Consider the following 15418-nt stretch of genomic DNA (forward strand, 5'->3'; position numbering starts at 1 on the left):
AACGGCCACGACGGCCCCTACTACTCCGTCGACACCAAGGGCGACAAGCCCCAGTTCACCTGGAACGAAGCCGACGTCCTCAACTGGAACACCAAGAAGCCCTACGACTTCTGACAGACCGTCGACTCGCGAGACGTCACCCCGGACACACCGCACCGCACACCCCGAACCCTGCCGGCAACCACGGGGAGGGGGCTACACGTGGAAGGGGACGGTGGTGATGACGATCTTCGGCAGTGGGCGCAGCGCGTGCCGCAGCCGCGGGGCGATCCTGCTGTGCAGCAGCCGGTACCGCCGGCGCATCGTGACGATCTCCGGCAGGATGACCGTCAAGGTGAGGTCCGGGCGCTTTGCGTGCAGGGCTTCGATGTAGTGGACGAGTGGTGCGACGATCGCGCGATAGGGGGAGACCACGACTTCCAGCGGGAGGTGGTCGCCCCACAGGGTCCAGTACTCGCGGAAGCGTTCGGCCTCGTCCTCTTCGGGGCTGACGTGAACGGCGAGTACGGGCTGGTGGAGCGAGGCGGCGTAGGCCAGTGCGCGCATGCCGGCCAGGTCCATGGTCGCGATGGGGACGACCGACAGGTGGCGGATCTCCTCGGGTGTCTCCTCGTCCTCCTCTTCCGTCCGGGCGTCCGGGGGTGCCTCGGGCAGCTGCGGAGTTGTCGCCGGGGGCTGTGTCGCGTCGGGGCCGGGGAGGGTGGGGGTGGGCAACTCGATGGCGTGCCGGTGCAGACGGAGCGCGTTGCTGACGGTCTCGTAGTGGTGCCGGATGCGCATCGTCACCACGAGGAACAGTCCGACGGCGAGCACGGCGACCCATGCGCCCTCGGTGAACTTGGTGAGGCCGGCGGTGAGGAAGACGACGGCCGACAGCAGGGCGCCGGTGGCGTTGAAGAACAGGCTCTTGCGCCAGTGGCGGTCACGCAGGCGCCACCAGTGGACCACCATTCCGGCCTGGGACAGTGTGAAGGCCAGGAAGACGCCGACGGCGTACAGCGGGATCAGGGATGCGGTCATGCCGCTGAAGGCCACGTAGACCAGCGCCGCCGCGAGCGACAGCAGAATGATTCCGTTGCTGAAGGCGAGGCGGTCGCCCAGGCGCAGAAAGATCTGCGGCGCGTGTCGGTCACGGGCGAGCAGGAACAGCACGCGGGGGAAGTCGTTGTAAGCGGTGTTCGCCGCGAGCAGCAGGACCGCGGCCGTGGCGGCCTGGGTGAGGACGTACAGCGGTCCCGATCCGAAGCTGCGGTGGGCGAGTTGGGAGAGGACCGTCTCCTGGGTGCTGGGCACGACGCCGTCGAGATGGACGATGGCGATCGTGCCGGCGAACAGCACGATGAGCAGACCGACCATCCAGGTCAGCGTGGTGCGGGCGTTGCGCCACTCCACGGGCTTGAATGCCGGCACCGCGTTGGAGATCGCCTCGATACCGGTCATCGCCGTGGCCCCGGAGGCGAAGGCGCGCATCACCAGCAGTACGCCGACGCTCTCCGTGGCATTCAGGTGCGGAGCCGCAGTGGGGCGGAAGCCACGGCCGGCGGCGTCGACAAGCCCCACGGCGACGAGCGCGAACACCGCGATGATGAAGGCGTAGGTCGGTGCGGCGAACAGTGCGCCGGCCTGCCGGATGCCGCGCAGGTTCCCGGCGAGCAGCAGGGCGATCACACCGACGCCGATCGGGACGGCGTCGGTGGCGAGTGAGGGAACCGCCGAGGTGATCGCCGCGACTCCGGAGGCGATCGACACGGCGACCGTGAGGATGTAGTCGGTCATCAGGCCGGCGGCGGCGATCAGTCCGGGCACGCGGCCCAGATTGTCGCCGGCGACGATGTACGAGCCGCCGCCGTGCGGATACGCGCGGATCGTCTGGCGGTACGACACCCCCACCGCCAGCATCAGGAAGGCGATCGTCGCGGCGATCGGCACGGAGTAGGTCAGTCCCGCGGCGCCGCCGAGAACGAGGACGGCGAGCATGGCCTCGGGCCCGTAGGCAACCGAGGAGAGGGCGTCGGCGGACAGGACGGGCAACGCCACCAGCTTGCGCATCCGCTCCTGCGCAATCGCCGTGCTTTTCAGGGCGGCCCCGAGGACGACGCGTCGCACGTGGTAGCCGAAGCGGCCCAGTCGGCCAGGAGGCAGCTCTCCCACGGCCTCACTGAGAGTGGACGGTTGTCCGCCGAGAGGCGAGACGCTGACCAGACGCCCCCATCCGACAGGCCGGATCTCCGCAGGGGGCGGAAAACGGCCCAGGTCGGAATCCAGGGGCAGTGCCCGGCGCCACGCCTCGGGAGCCGACACCCGCCCCCATTCACGCCCCACCCGACGCAGCAGCCGCAGCTGCTCCTCGTCGAGCCCCGGCAAGACGGCCGAAGGGCTCAGCGCGCCACCCCGGACCTCGCCACCGACACCACTCTGTGCATGCGTCACGTGACGCAGTGTCTCCTGTGGGTGCCTGTCCAAGCTGCACCTGCGCGGCACCCGCATCCCTCGCGCCGAAGGAGCGGGGAAGCCTCGACGTTTTCCTCACCGCTCGCCGCGTTCGCGGCCCGTCCGAGGGTCTTCCGCGGGAATGGGGTGTGCCCGACGGGTGCCGGTGTCGATGAGGATCTGCTCAGCCTGGGTGACGTTGCCTGCCTGGACGGCCCTGGTCATTGCGGCGCGGGCCGCTTCCGGAGTCGCGTGCGGCGGGACCACCAGCAGGGAGAAGTGGTCCTGGTCGCCTCGGGTGATGAGGACGGTGTCGTCACCGACCGGGAAGGAGTCGATGTGGACGACCCGGTCGTCGATGACGAGACGGGTCGGCAGTTCTTCCCAGGCAGCGGCGTCCAGGCCGATGCGCAGGACGGGGCCGAGATGCTCGGTCAGCGCGGCGACCAGACCGGGGAGCTCGGCACCGATGTCGCGAGAACGCGGCCACCATGCGCCGTCGAGAACTTGCTCGCGGGTGTGCGTGGTCACCAGCCGCAGGAGGGCCGTCCCGGGTCTGACGGCCTGGTGGACCGCGTCCGGCAGAAGCTGCGGGGCGCGGGGAGTGTCGGAGTCGGCCATGTGTGTTCACCCGTCTTCCGGGGCGGTGCGTACGCCCGGCGAGGTGGCCTCGTCACTTCACCGTACTCCGGGTGCCAGGGTGCGGACGCGCCGCGCGGCGACGGAGCCGAAGGACCCGCGTTCGCCAGGAAGTTCCTGGTCACGGGCACCTTCACGGACTGCAGGCCGGAGTAGGGTGGAGAGACCGGGAGCACTTCGCACACCGGCTCCTGCGCCGGTGTCGTTCCCGGCGAGCAACCACACCGGGACGTCGAAGACGAGCCCCGGGGGCAGGTCCGCGCCATGGCCGCGACCATCGACCGTACGATCATCAGCGAGCGCGCACCTTCGTCACCGGCCCGCCTCTCCTTCACTCCGGCAGGATCGCCTCCGGGTCTCCTGGACGGCGCTTGGTGGCCCCGCTCTCGCGATCTCTCCCGCGAGCTTCCCGCTCTGATGAAGGTGCTGGACGCGCGCTGGGACCGGATCACTCATGTCACGGTGAACCCGACCTACTGGCCCGTGGTGCCGCGAAAGGTGCCGGTGGCCGGGCACACGGTGCACGTGGGCTGGTTCGCCGAAGAGCAGGACCCGAACAAGCTGCTCCTCTTCTCCTACGCCGCGGGCCGCTGGGACCTGCTGGTGGTCCCGCCGGAGACCGACGCTGCTGCTGCCGCCCGGCTGATGTCCGCCGCGGCCGCCCCGGGCGGCATCCTGACCGCCAGCGCCCTCATGGTGAGCGAGGACGCCACCCGTGACGCGCGGGAGGCGCTGTGGCAGGAAGAAGGGTGGGAGACCGAGGGCGGAGCCGCCTCGGCGACAGGGAACCAGGCCGCGCTCCTGACCTCCGCCCGAGGGAAGTGAGGACGTGGAGACCGTCATCACCGTGGACGTGATCGTCCTCATGATCGTCGCGGGCATGTTCCTGATCCGTCTGCTCAACGCGCAGCAGACCGAGCCCACCGAATCGCGCGTAACCACCCACCGCGAGCACCGGAACTCCCCTCGGCCGGCCACGCCGACGCGCACATCGTCGCCGCGTCCCCCGAAGTCGCCCGTCAGGTCGCAGAGGCTCTCCGTCGTCGCTTCGGTGCCGGCTCTGTGGCCGTGGGGCAGGTGTCACGCCGCGCCTGTCCCACAGGCTCCGAACCAGCACCCGGCACGAGTGGGAGGCACATCATGGCAACACTGCACGAGCGGAAGCACTACCGCGAGGCGATCATGAAGGCCCTGTACGAGACCACGGAAGGCAATCGCTTCCTTGGCGTCACCGGGGCAGAGCTGCGCGACGATCTTCAAATCCCTGAGCAGGACCTGGCCGCAGCCTGCGCATATCTGGTGGGCGAAGGGCTCGTCACCATCGACTGGGCACAAGGAAACACCCCCGTGATGGTCACACTGACGCACCAGGGAATCCGGCGCATGGAAGACGAGGAAGAGGAACAGAGCTGACACCACGCAAAAGACGGCTCCGACGGCCGAGGCACCCCATCAGCACGGAATGCCCCTTACGCGGTAAAAGTTCCCCAGGAATACCATGAGAAGTGGGTCCGCGCACTCTCACGTGCAACGACCTGAAAGGGCGGCCCCGGCGGGTATGTGCCGGGGCCGTTGGCATCACGGATCGAGTGGCCGCGGCTGCCAGACGTGCGGTGCCACGCGCAGGCAACCGCCTCAAACGGCTTGGTCAGCCGTCCCGTCGTGCGTGAAAGGACGGCGTGGCACAGGCTGCCCGGCGGTGAATCCGGCGTCAGCCAGATGTCCTCTCGCCTGGCATGAGTGGACTGTGGGCGACTGTTCAGGACCGTCGGTCACGTGTCCGTCCGGACTTTCCATCCGGTAGCGCGCCCGCACTCCTCACCACCGGCGCAGACCCGCCGCGCCCGTCCGCACCCGGAGCAGGCCCACGCGAGTCGCATCCGCCCCGTCCCATCGCAGGAACAACGCCGCGCCATTCGCCACCGGTCCCTCCCCTCGTGGGGACCGGTGCCGAACGGCGCGGGCGGCGGTCCGCGTCGTACCGGTGCGGATCCGGGCAGGGCCGGAGCCGTGGCCGACGCGATAGCGGTCCGGATGGGGCCGGCTCCGGAGATCTCTCGCGCTCGTGCGCCGAGACCGTCGCCACCTGCTCGTGGCTCCGGCGGGAGGTGACCGGGAACACGCCTCAAGGGTTGTCTCTCCGGGCAGTGAGCTGGTGGCCTGTCCGGGCAACGCCCGGTTGGTGCGCCGCTGCCTCGTGATCCTGCCAGCTGCGGCTCCCGCATAGGAGGTTCCGGCATCGGGTAAGGGGCTTAACCACAGGTCAGAGAGCTAGGGTGAGTTTTCCGGTCCGGATGTCCGAGTGCGGGGGAAGTAAGGGGTGGAGACCTTGAGTTCCGACTCAGGGGCACGCACAGCCTTCGCGGAACGTCTCGCGCTGCTGTACAAGGAGGCCGGCAACCCTCCCCTCAAAAAGGTGGCCGAGGCGGTCGTCAGACTCCAGCGGGTCGACGAACGAGGGCGGCCCGTGCGGGTGTCCGTGCAGCGGATCAGCGACTGGCGGCGGGCCAAGAACGTGCCGGCGCAGTTCGCAGCGCTCGCGGCGGTGCTGCACGTCCTGATCCCCCAGGCGCGGCGCGCGCGGCCCGTGCCGGTGTCCGCGGGCCTGTACGACCTCGTCCAGTGGCAGCGTCTGTGGGAGCGGGCGGTCGCCGACCCGGTGGTCGAGCGCGCCGCGGCATCCGTCCCGGAGGAGGAAGGTGCTCCGGCCGAAGCCGCGGCCGTCCCCGGGGTGTGCCCGTACCGAGGGCTGGCCTCGTACCGCCGGCATGACACCCAGTGGTTCTTCGGGCGGGAGCGGAGCACGGATGCTCTCGTTGCTCAGCTCCGCGCGGCGGAGAAGACGGGTGGCCTGGTCATGCTCGTGGGCGCCTCGGGGGCAGGAAAGTCGTCCCTGCTGAACGCCGGCTTGGTGCCCGCGTTGCAGAAGGGTGCGCTGGGCGACGGGAGCGGCCGGGAGAGGGAGGTGCTGCAACTCGTGCCGGGAAGCGCTCCTCTCGCGGAGCTGACCGGCCGGATCCCCGGGCTTGCCCGCGTCGTGTCCGCCGCGGAGGAGCCGGCGGCGGGAGAGCCCGGTACTCCGCGCTTCGCGCAGGCGGCGAGGGAGGCCGTCACGGCGTGGGCGGGACGCGAAACGTCCGCCGCCGCCCGCCCGGTCGTGATCGTGGATCAGTTCGAGGAGGCGTTCACCCTCTGCTCCGACGAGGCGACCAGGCGCACGTTCATCCAGCTCCTCCACGCCGCGTGCACACCGGCCGGCCCGGATGACCCGGCCCCCGTGCTCGTCATCCTCGGCATACGCGCCGACTTCTACGAGCAGTGCCTCGGGTATCCCGAGCTGGCCGACGCGCTGCAGCACCGGCACATGGTGCTCGGGCCGCTGACCACCACGGAGCTGCGCGAGGTGGTGACAGGACCGGCCAAGGCCGTGGGCCTGGAACTCGAACCGGGGCTGGCGGAACTGATCGTCCGGGAGGTGAGCGCCGATGGCCCCGACGGGGCGCACGATTCGGGCGTGCTGCCGCTCCTCTCCCATGCCCTGCTCGCCACCTGGCAGCGGCGGAAGGCGGGCAGGCTGACGCTGTCCGGCTACCGCGCGGCGGGCGGAATCCAGGGAGCGGTGGCGGCGACCGCGGAGCGGGCCTGGTCCGGCCTGGATCCGACGGCCCGCACGGCCGCACGGCTGCTCCTCCTGCGGCTGGTCCGGCTGGGCGAGGACACTCAGGCCACCCGTAGGCGGGGGACGCGTCGCCAACTGGCGGACGAGTCGACGGATCCGAACAAAACGGAGGAATCGCTCGAAGCGCTGGTCCATGCCCGCCTGGTGACGCTCGACGCGGAGGCCGTCGAGATCACCCATGAAGCGCTGCTGCACGCCTGGCCGCGCCTGCGCGACTGGATCGACGAGGACCGTCACGACAATCTGCTGCGCCAGCGGCTGGAGGAGGACGGCAGGGCCTGGGAGGGCTCGGGCCGTGACACGTCACTGCTCTACCGGGGTTCCCGTCTGGAACAGGCCCGCACCTGGGCGGACTCCGCCGGTGACACGTTTCTGACCCGCAGCGCGGTGGAATTCCTGGCCGCTTCGGTCCGGCTGCGCAGGCGCACGGTCTGGATCAGCCGCGGTGCGGTGGCGGCTCTGGTCGTCATGGCGATGCTGGCCGCCGGTTCAGCGGTGATCGCCTGGCAGCAGCGGGACGACACCGTGTTCCAGCAGGTACTCGCCGAGGCCGATCGCGCCCAGTACACGGATCCCTCCTTGTCGGCCCAACTCGACCTGGTGGCACACCGTTTGCGGCCCGACGACGAGGGTACGGACAACCGGCTGATCTCGATGGTGAACGCGCCACTGGCCACCCCGCTCCTGGGTCACACCGGCGCCGTCTACCTCACCTCGTTCAGCCCCGACGGGCAGATCCTGGCCACCGCCAGCTACGACCGGACCGTCCGGCTGTGGGACGTCGCGGACCCGACGCACCCCAAGCCCCTGGGCACCCCCCTCACCCGCCACACGAGCTGGGTGAGCAGCGCGGTCTTCAGCCCGGACGGACACACCCTGGCCAGCGCTTCGGACGACGGCACGGTCCAGCTGTGGAACGTGCAAGATCCCCGCCATCCGCGCCTACTCGGGGCGCCCCTGACCGGCCAGGGCGGCACGACGTACCTGGTCGCCTTCAGCCCCGACGGACACACGCTGGCCACTGCCAACGAAGATCACACCGTTCGCCTGTGGGACATCCGCGACCCGCGCCGGCCGAAGGCGCGCGGTGCCCTGACCGGCCACACCGCCGCCGTGCGCTCCGTGGCGTTCAGCCCCGACGGGCGGACGCTGGCGGCCGGCAGCGACGACCGGACGATCAGGCTGTGGGACCTGGCCGACCCTCGTCATCCGGCGCCGATCGGCAAGGTGTTGACCGGCCACACCGGCACGGTGCACTCCGTGGCCTTCAGCCCCGACAGCCGCACGCTCGCCAGCGGCAGTTCGGACGACACCATCCGGCTCTGGAACGTGGCCGCCCCGCGGCACGCGGCGCCGCTCGGCGCGCCGCTCACCGGGCACACCGGCCCGCTGTGGTCCGTGGCCTTCAGCCCCGACGGAAACATGCTCGCCGCCGGCAGCGCGGACAGCACGGCGAGCCTGTGGAACGTCAGCGACCCGGCATTCCCTTCGCAGGTCGGCGAGCCCCTCGCGGGCAGCAGCGGCGAGATGTACGCCGTGGGTTTCAGCCCTGACGGGCGGACGCTCGCCACCGGGAGCGGCGACAGCACGGTCCGTCTGTGGTCGATACCGACGTCGAACATGGTCGGCCACATCGGAGCGTTCCGCCCTGATGGGCGGGTGCTCGCCACGGCCGCCCGCGACGACCGGGTGCGGCTGTGGGGCGTGGAGAAGCCCAACCGGCCCACGGTGCTGGGCAAGCCGTTCATGCCCGGGGAGGGTGACGTGCGTGCGCTGGTGTTCTCCCCCGACGGCCGCACGCTCGCGGTGCTGACGGGAAATCACGCCGTGCAGCTGTGGAACGTCGCCGACCCGGCCCGGCCCGTCGCCCACGGGGCGCCCGTCGCGCTGCGGACGAGATTCGCGGGCCCCGGTGCGCTGGCGTTCAGCCCCGACGGGCGCACGCTGGCGACCGCCTACGACGACGACACGATCCAGTTGTGGAATGTCGGCGACCCGTCCCGCCTTCGTCCGCTCGGCGCGCCGTTGACCGGCCACAAGGGCTACGTCAACTCCCTCGTCTTCAGCCCGGACGGGCGGACGCTCGCCAGCGGCAGCGCGGACGCCACCATCCGGCTCTGGAACACGGCCGACCCACGTCACGCCGCCCGGCGAGGCGCGCCGCTCACGAGCCACCTGGGGCCCGTCAACGCGCTCGTCTACAGCCCCGACGGCCGGACCCTGGCCAGCGGCAGCGACGACGACACCGTCCGGCTCTGGAACACGGCCGACCCCCTCAAGGCGACTCCGCTGGGCTCCCCTCTCACGGGCCACACCCAAGCGGTCGTGTCGCTGACATTCAGCAAGGACGGCCGGACCCTGGCGAGCGGCGGCAACGACAACACGGTCCGGTTCTGGAACGTCGCGCTCCCCTCCCGGGCCACTCCCATCGGTCAATCGACGAGCCCCAACGCCAAAGCGGGCAATTTCCTGGCGTTCAGTCCCCAGAGCCGCATGCTCGGGGTGTCGAGCGGCGCCGGCACCGTCCGGCTGTGGGACCTGGACTCCGAGAAGGCCATTCGTCGCATTTGTTCGACCACCCGAGGCGTTCTGACGCCGGAAAAATGGCACGAGTATCTGCCCCATCTCTCGTACGCACCGCCGTGCGGCAACTGAGTAAGCCGAGGCCAGGCCGACGTCATGGGCCGGAGCAGCAGACAGTACGCCCTGATCACGGCTCTGCGGCACCCTCGCTTCTCCGTTCTCCGTTTCGCCGATTCTCCTCACCGAACGGTGCCGGGTGACTCCGCTCACAACTCTGCGAGGCAATTGTGCAGTTGACTCCCGCCAGGCAGAAACCCTTGCTAGTCTTGTCAGTAGCCCGATCGCTGGTGCATCCCCCGTCGCCAGCGATCGGGCGCTTTCATGCCCTGAACGGAACACGAACAGCGTGAGCAGGGAAGGGCGATAGCGTTCTTCGCACTCCTTGAGCGCTCACCCATTTCCCTGACTGCCCATCACGCCCCTTTGAACTGACCAGTTCTCGCCATTCCTGTGACTGTCGTCAGCCATCTGCTATCCGCCATCAGGCATCCCATTGCGAGATGCCTTCGATGCGGGGAGGCGGGTGGCCTGCACGGAGGTGAAGTCGCCCCTGCTGAAGAATGTCGGGGCAGTCCCGGATTTCTTTGAACGGGAAACCGAATCCGATGCCCGCGAGCGCCCCGGACACTCAATCGGCAGCAAGAGAGACCTCCGTCGATTTGATCAACGCGACGACCGGGGAGCCGACGGCCAGGCCCAGGTCGAGCACCGCGTCCTTGGTGATGGCCGCGGTGAGCTCCCCGCCCTCGACGTCGACCTTGACGCTCGCCATGGCGCCTCCCATCGAGGCGTCGGCGACGACGCCGGGGATCCGGTTGCGGATGCTCAGCCGCTCGACCGGCCCGGTGGCGAGGGCGACTTCGGTGGACTTGATCAAGGTACGCACGGGCGAACCCCTGACGAGCCCCAGCTCCTGGACGGCCTCCAGAGTGATCGCGGCCGTGATGTCCTGCCCTCCCACCAGCCGGACCTTGACCGTCGCCATGGCCTCACCAGGCGTGACAGACGTGACGACGCCAGGGATCTGGTTGCGAATACTCAGGCTCATCGGAAACGCCTCGATCGATGGAGGTGGAATGAACGTCGCGGTTTTCACCCTTGTCCATCCTCACCACAGCTTTCCCTTGCCCGCAGGCCCGAGCGCACGCAGCAGCGCCATCCGCGCCGCCGCCACACGGCGACAGCACCGGCCCGAGCACCCCGTGGAGTCACTTACGCGACCCACGGAACACTGGTATTTTCATTAGCGAAGCTAAATAGATAATGGCGGAGGGAAGCGCATGACCCAGCACCGGTGGACTGCCGTCGACGACTACTTCACCACCCTGCTCACGCCGCACGACGAAGCACTTGACGCCGCACTGCGCGAGAGCGACGCAGCCGGCCTCCCGCAGATCGCGGTCGCCCCGAACCAGGGGAAGCTGCTGCAGCTCCTCGCCGAGATCCAGGGCGCCCGCCGCATCCTCGAAATCGGCACGCTCGGCGGCTACAGCACCATCTGGCTCGGCAGAGCCCTCCCCGACGACGGATACCTGCTCACCCTGGAGGCCAGCGCCGCGCACGCAGAGGTGGCACGCGCCAACCTGGCCCGCGCAGGACTGCCGCAGGCAGAGGTCCGTACCGGCCCCGCCCTCGACACCCTGGCGAAACTCGTGGCCGAGGGCGCCGAGCCGTTCGACCTGGTCTTCATCGACGCGGACAAGCCGAACAACCCGCACTACCTGGAGCGCGCGCTCCAACTCACCCGCCCCGGGAGCCTGATCGTCGGCGACAACGTCGTGCGCGAGGGCGAGATCATCGATGCCGACAGCACGGACCCGAAGATCCAGGGCGTACGCAGCTTCCTCGAACTCATCGCCACACACCCGAGGTTGACCGGAACCGCCCTGCAGACCGTGGGCAGCAAGGGGTACGACGGCTTCTCCTTGGCCCGCGTGACCAGCTAGCCCGCCCCGCGGTGGTCCGCCCCAGGGCGGGCCACCGGTCGCGCGGCCCTCGCGACACCCGACCGCCGAACCGCCGCCTCACGCCAATCCACACCGACCGAGTGAATTGTATAGCGCTCGATAAAAAATATGCTACGGTTCATTTCATAGCGTTCGCTATACAAACACGGGGGTCATCATGCCTGAACTCGCACTGCCTGAAGCGACCTTCGCCCGCACCGTCCGCGGCGCGGGTCCGGGACTGCTGCTCGCCCATGGGGCCGGCGGAAGCATCGCGGCCAATTACGGCCCGGTCCTCGACGGGCTCGCTGCCGAGCACACCGTCGTCGGCGTCGACTACCCCGGTTCGGGCGGCACGCCTCGCGCCACCTCCCCGCTCACTCTCGACGAGCTGGCCGACCAAGTCGTCGCCGCCGGGGTCGCCGAGGGCTTGAGTTCCTTCGCGCTGGCCGGTTACTCCGTAGGAACGGCCGTCGCCCTGCGTGCCGCGACCCGCCATCCCGAGCGGGTCACGGCACTCCTCCTGACCGCGCCGTTCGCGCAACCCGATGCGCGGCTGCGCCTCTCCGCCGACCTCTGGCGAGACCTCTACATCTCCGGGGACCACAGACAGTTGGCGTCATTCCTCATTCTGGCGACGCTGAGTTCCTCGACACTGGAGGCAGTTCCCGGCGACGACCTGGGTGCCGTCCTGCAGGCCGCCGCGCAGACCCTCCCGCCGGGCACGGCCGAGCACGCGGAGTTGGCCGCTCGCGTCGACGTCCGCGAAGACCTGACACGCATCGCCGTCCCGACGCTCGTCATCTCCACTACGGAAGACCTCCTGGTGAGCCCCGACCTGCATCGCAAGGTCGCAGCCGGCATCACCGGCGCCGATCTGGCCGAACTCGCCACCGGGCACCTGCCGTTCTCGGAACGACCCGACGAGTGGCTCCAGCTCATAACCGCCTTTCTCCGTAAGTCAGCGGACTGACGGGCGGCCTGGCCGTCCACCTCGTTGACCGGGAGGTCGCTTCCCGGCGTCGCCGCACTGCTGGGCTCTTGCCGGTGCCGGCACCGACGGAGGAGGTCATCGGAACGTGAACGCGTCAGAGAAGTACGGTCGCCTCGGCTGCCTTGCCGCTCGCCGTATGTGGGGGCGGTCCGGCCAGGTGCCGTCCGGACTCCCGCCTGTCCCGAAAGCGGGACGTACGGCGGCAGGGCGGCAGGTATCAGGCAGGGCGAGTGGCCTTCAGGGAGTACATGAGAGGCATGCGGGGACGGTCGGAAGCCGGACGGTAGAAGCCGTCGTCACCGCGCTGCAGGGCGGCGAATCGCTGGAACATCGTCATGTCGTGTTCGTGCAGGAAATCGATGCGCAGCCCGGCGGCGGCCACCGCGCTGACGACGTCGCCCAGCGGGTGCTGCCACTCGACGCTGCGGTTGTTCACCGTGGGCGCGTCGAAGTCCGTGTAGGTGCCGGGGGTTTCGTCCACCCATGCGTCGCGGCTGAAGTAGTCGTGCGTGAGGCGCGACCCCGTTTCGTCATCCAGGGCATCACACAGCGGGTGGAATTCGGCGAGGTAGAGGAACCCGCCGGGGGCGACGAGCGAGGCTGCCGCTTCCGCCCATCGCACGACGTCTGGCAGCCAGTTCAGGGCGCCGATCCCGGTGTAGACGATGTCGTAGGACGAGTCGGGGACGGCCTCGGCGGCGTCGTAGACGTCGGCGGCCACGAACGACGCGCGGTCCGGGCCGTATCCGAGTTCGGCAGCGGTCTCACGGGCGGCTTCGATGGCCGGCTCGGAGAAGTCCAGGCCGACGACGTGGGCCGCACCGCGATGGGCCCACGAGAGGGTGTCCTGACCGAAGTGGCACTGGAGATGCAGGAGGGTCAGGCCGGTCACGTCGCCGACCTCGGCCGCCTCGAAGTCGCGAATGGTGTCCCGGCTGCGGCGGAACCCCTCATGGTCGTAGTAGCCGCTGGCCCGGTGGAGGGGAACGCGCTCGTCCCACATTGCGCGATTGGCCTCACGCCAGTCTTCAGGACCCGTATGTCTCCCCATGCGGAGAAGTTATCCACAGGCAAAAGCCCTCGCCAACGGAATTATGGTGACCGGGCGCAGAATGGGGCCATGACTGACGAGACCACAGGCGCCGACCACGCCACCGACCCGACCGACCCGCAGAATCCCCGTGCGCCGCACGCTGCCAATGCTGTTGGCGCCCCTGCCGGATCCGGCACCGCCGGCGTCTCCGGATCCGGCATGCCGGACTGGGAGAAGCGGTTCCGTGCCCCGCGGGTCGGGCTGCCGGACTGGGCCGAGGACGCTCCGGAGCGTTCGCTGTTCGTCTCCAACGCGACGGGCACCTTCGAGCTGTACGCATGGGACCGGGCGACCGGTGCACAGCGCCAGGCCACCGACCGGCCGAACGGCACGACGGACGGCACACTGTCACCGGACGGCGAGTGGATCTGGTGGTTCTCCGACACCGACGGCGACGAATTCGGCATCTGGATGCGGCAGCCGTTCGGCGGCGGCGCGGACGAGCCGGCCACACCGGGGCTGGACGCCTCGTACCCCGGGGGCCTGGCGATCGGGCGGGACGGATCCGCGGTTGTCGGCCGCTCCACCGACGAGGAGGGCTCGACGGTCCACGTGGTGCGGCCCGGGGAGCCGCCGCTGGAGATCTACCGCCATCACGAATCGGCGGGTGTCGGCGACCTCTCCCACGACGGTTCGCTCATCGCGATCGAGCACACCGAGCACGGCGACGCGATGCACTCCGCGATCCGCGTCGTGCGGCCGGACGGTTCGACGGTCGCCGAGCTGGACGACACCAAGGGCGGCACCGAGGAGCTGGGCCTGTCGGTGATGGGTTTCGCGCCGGTCGACGGCGATGCCCGGCTGCTGGTCGGGCATCAGCGGCGGGGTCGCTGGGAGCCGATGATCTGGGATCCGCTGACCGGGGTGGAAACCCCGCTGGCGATCGACCTGCCCGGTGATGTCGGGGCCGACTGGTACCCGGACGGTTCGGCGCTGCTGATCGAGCACGAGTACCAGGCGCGCAGTGAGCTGTGGCGATACGGCCTGAGCGCTTCCGGCACGGCCGGGGAGGCGCCGGCCTCCGGTGCCGCTGCTGCGTCCGGTGCGGGCGAAGAAGGCGCCGCGGGCACGCTGACGCGGGTCGAGACGCCGACGGGGACGGTTTCCGGCGCGACGGCCAGGCCGGACGGGGCCGTGGAGTTCCTGTGGTCGTCGGCCGCTCAGCCGCCGGAGGTCCGCTCGACGAGCGGGAAGGTCGTGCTCGATCCGCCCGGGATGAAGGCACCCGGGTCGGTGTCGGTGACGGACACCTGGGTGGAGGGGCCAGGCGGCCGTATCCACGCTCTGGTGCAGCGGCCGGACGGTGAGGGTCCTTTCCCGACGGTCTTCGACATCCACGGCGGCCCGACCTGGCATGACAGCGACGCGTTCGCCTCGTCCCCCGCGGCCTGGGTGGACCACGGATTCGCAGTCGTCCGGGTCAACTACCGCGGCTCGACGGGCTACGGCCGTGCCTGGACGGATGCGCTCAAGCATCGCGTCGGCCTGATCGAGCTGGAGGACATCGCCGCGGTGCGCGAGTGGGCCGTGGCGTCCGGCCTGGCGGATCCGGAGCGGCTGGTGCTGGCCGGCGGTTCGTGGGGCGGCTACCTGACGCTGCTGGGCCTCGGCACGCAGCCCGAGGCGTGGGCGCTGGGCCTGGCCGCGGTACCGGTGGCGGACTACGTGACGGCGTACAACGACGAGATGGAAGCGCTCAAGGCGATGGACCGGACGCTGCTGGGCGGCACTCCGGATGAGGTGCCGGAGCGCTTCGAGGCGTCGTCGCCGCTGACGTACGTGGACGCGGTACGGGCGCCGGTCTACATCTCCGCTGGCGTCAACGACCCGCGGTGCCCGATCCAGCAGGTGGAGAACTACGTCGAGCGGCTGGAACAGCGCAGCCACCCGCACGAGGTCTACCGCTACGACGCCGGGCACGGCTCCCTCGTCGTGGAGGAGCGCATCAAGCAGGTCCGCCTGGAGCTCGACTTCGCGCTGCGGTATCTGGAGGGGGAGGGCCTGTGGTCGTCGGCCGCTCAGCCGCCGGAGGTCCGCTCGACGAGCGGGAAGGT

General features: G+C 69.9%; 10 protein-coding genes. 6 read left to right on the forward strand and 4 right to left on the reverse strand.

What is annotated here, in order from left to right; translation table 11 throughout:
• Positions 1-195 precede the first annotated feature (195 nt).
• Positions 196-2430, reverse strand: coding sequence for an APC family permease (locus LIU39_RS33410; RefSeq protein ID WP_372464141.1), 2235 nt, complete (start codon positions 2428-2430; stop codon positions 196-198).
• A gap of 96 nt (positions 2431-2526) precedes the next feature.
• A complete protein-coding gene (locus LIU39_RS33415; protein ID WP_227050731.1) occupies positions 2527-3051 on the reverse strand; it encodes a DUF5994 family protein in 525 nt (174 codons plus the stop codon).
• 282 nt (positions 3052-3333) lie between these two features.
• On the opposite strand from LIU39_RS33415, the gene LIU39_RS33420 reads away from it, so the two are divergent.
• From LIU39_RS33420 to LIU39_RS33430, 3 genes are all read left to right on the forward strand, one after another.
• Positions 3334-3894, forward strand: coding sequence for a DUF5994 family protein (locus tag LIU39_RS33420; protein ID WP_227050732.1), 561 nt, complete (start codon positions 3334-3336; stop codon positions 3892-3894).
• A gap of 315 nt (positions 3895-4209) precedes the next feature.
• Positions 4210-4482, forward strand: coding sequence for a hypothetical protein (locus tag LIU39_RS33425; RefSeq protein ID WP_227050733.1), 273 nt, complete (start codon positions 4210-4212; stop codon positions 4480-4482).
• A gap of 907 nt (positions 4483-5389) precedes the next feature.
• The gene (locus tag LIU39_RS33430; RefSeq protein ID WP_227050734.1) at positions 5390-9403 is read left to right on the forward strand and encodes an nSTAND1 domain-containing NTPase; all 4014 of its coding nucleotides are present in this window, start codon (positions 5390-5392) and stop codon (positions 9401-9403) included.
• 556 nt (positions 9404-9959) lie between these two features.
• On the opposite strand, the gene LIU39_RS33435 is transcribed toward LIU39_RS33430, so the two are convergent.
• Entirely contained in the window at positions 9960-10379 is a 420-nt protein-coding gene (locus tag LIU39_RS33435; RefSeq protein WP_227050735.1) for a TOBE domain-containing protein, read from the reverse strand.
• Between the two features lie 232 nt (positions 10380-10611).
• On the opposite strand from LIU39_RS33435, the gene LIU39_RS33440 reads away from it, so the two are divergent.
• Together LIU39_RS33440 and LIU39_RS33445 are read left to right on the forward strand one after the other, a co-directional pair.
• Positions 10612-11277, forward strand: a complete 666-nt coding sequence (locus tag LIU39_RS33440; protein WP_227050736.1) for an O-methyltransferase — start codon at positions 10612-10614, stop codon at positions 11275-11277.
• Between the two features lie 178 nt (positions 11278-11455).
• A complete protein-coding gene (locus tag LIU39_RS33445; protein WP_227050737.1) occupies positions 11456-12250 on the forward strand; it encodes an alpha/beta fold hydrolase in 795 nt (264 codons plus the stop codon).
• 238 nt (positions 12251-12488) lie between these two features.
• On the opposite strand, the gene LIU39_RS33450 is transcribed toward LIU39_RS33445, so the two are convergent.
• Positions 12489-13322 (reverse strand): class I SAM-dependent methyltransferase, encoded by an 834-nt coding sequence (locus tag LIU39_RS33450; RefSeq protein WP_227050738.1) that lies wholly within the window; start codon positions 13320-13322, stop codon positions 12489-12491.
• Between the two features lie 201 nt (positions 13323-13523).
• On the opposite strand from LIU39_RS33450, the gene LIU39_RS33455 reads away from it, so the two are divergent.
• The coding region (locus LIU39_RS33455; RefSeq protein ID WP_227050740.1) for a S9 family peptidase at positions 13524-15418 on the forward strand (1895 nt) is incomplete at its 3' end.

This window comes from Streptomyces pinistramenti, assembly GCF_020564935.1.
GTDB lineage: Bacteria > Actinomycetota > Actinomycetes > Streptomycetales > Streptomycetaceae > Streptomyces > Streptomyces pinistramenti.

Excerpts from the sequence above, each read along its gene's own strand:
- LIU39_RS33415 (WP_227050731.1), bottom strand. The coding sequence starts at position 3,051 with ATGGCCGACTCCGACACTCCCCGCGCCCCGCAGCTTCTGCCGGACGCG.
- LIU39_RS33420 (WP_227050732.1), top strand. The coding sequence starts at position 3,334 with ATGGCCGCGACCATCGACCGTACGATCATCAGCGAGCGCGCACCTTCG.
- LIU39_RS33425 (WP_227050733.1), top strand. The coding sequence starts at position 4,210 with ATGGCAACACTGCACGAGCGGAAGCACTACCGCGAGGCGATCATGAAG.
- LIU39_RS33435 (WP_227050735.1), bottom strand. The coding sequence starts at position 10,379 with ATGAGCCTGAGTATTCGCAACCAGATCCCTGGCGTCGTCACGTCTGTC.
- LIU39_RS33440 (WP_227050736.1), top strand. The coding sequence starts at position 10,612 with ATGACCCAGCACCGGTGGACTGCCGTCGACGACTACTTCACCACCCTG.
- LIU39_RS33445 (WP_227050737.1), top strand. The coding sequence starts at position 11,456 with ATGCCTGAACTCGCACTGCCTGAAGCGACCTTCGCCCGCACCGTCCGC.
- LIU39_RS33450 (WP_227050738.1), bottom strand. The coding sequence starts at position 13,322 with ATGGGGAGACATACGGGTCCTGAAGACTGGCGTGAGGCCAATCGCGCA.